The following is a 1,190-nucleotide window of genomic DNA, read 5'->3' as shown; positions in this document are numbered from 1 at the left end:
TATTGCAACCGGCAGCTGGAAATTCTTACGGGCATGAGCGCGGACGAATTGTCCTTCAGGGACAAGGCATCCGGCTTGTGGGCCGACGCCGCCTGCAGACTGCACTACATGCAGGCTATCGCTGTCGGCGATGTTCTCAACTTTGAAACAGGCTTCCGTCGTCCTGACGGCACGGTCGCGGAGGTGCTGCTGAGCGCCATCAAGGTGCCGCTGTCCTCCGGCGACATTACGGTCGAATGGTATTACGACATCACCGATCGCAAGCGCGCCGAAGAGGACGTCAGACGCGCCAAGGAGATTGCCGAGGGCGCCACCCGCGCCAAGAGTGAATTCCTGGCCAACATGAGTCACGAAATCCGTACGCCGATGAACGCCATCATTGGCATGAGCCATCTGGCGCTCTCCACGCAGCTGGACAAGAAACAGCGCAACTATATCGAAAAGGTGCATCGTTCCGCCGAAAATCTGCTGGGAATCATCAACGACATTCTTGACTTTTCAAAGATCGAAGCCGGCAAGATGACTGTGGAGCGCGTCGATTTCAGGCTTGAGGACGTGATGGAGAACTTCGCCAGCATGGTCGGTCTCAAGGCCGACGACAAAGGACTCGAACTGTTGTTTGACACCCCGCCAAACATGCCGACTGCTCTTGTCGGCGACCCCTTGCGACTGGGCCAGGTGCTGATCAACCTCGGCAACAATGCCACCAAGTTCACAGAAAACGGCGAGATCGTGGTCGGTATCAAGCAGGTTTCCGTGACGCCGGATGAGGTGGAGTTGCATTTTTGGGTAAGAGATACCGGGATCGGCATGACGCCGGAACAATGCAGTCGCATGTTCGAGTCATTCAGCCAGGCCGATAGCTCGACGACCCGCAAATACGGTGGGACGGGACTGGGTCTGGCCATCTCCAAGCGTCTGGTCGAGATGATGGACGGCCGCGTCTGGGTGGAGAGCGAACATGGAAAGGGCTCGACTTTCCACTTTCATGCGCGCTTCGGCCTTCAGCGCAATGCTGCGCCGCGTCGCATGTTCAAGGCGGAAGAGCTGCTCGGTCTGCGTGTTCTCGTGGTGGATGACAACGCCAGCGCGCGCGAGATCCTCTCGACCATGGCGCGCAGCTTTGGGCTGGAAGTGGACATGGCCAGCAGCGGCAGCAAGGCACTACATCTTCTGAAGGATGCCGAGCG

1 protein-coding gene is annotated in these 1,190 nt (G+C 58.2%); it reads left to right on the top strand.

The window, feature by feature from the left end:
- Positions 1 to 33: 33 nt before the first annotated feature.
- The coding region (locus AC1RN6_RS24080; RefSeq protein WP_493007999.1) for an ATP-binding protein at positions 34 to 1,190 on the top strand (1,157 nt) is incomplete at its 3' end.

The organism is Herbaspirillum sp. GW822-FHT03A08, from assembly GCF_058801885.1.
Note: the sequence above shows the minus strand (reverse complement) of the source record. Positions and strands in the feature narration are given on the sequence as shown.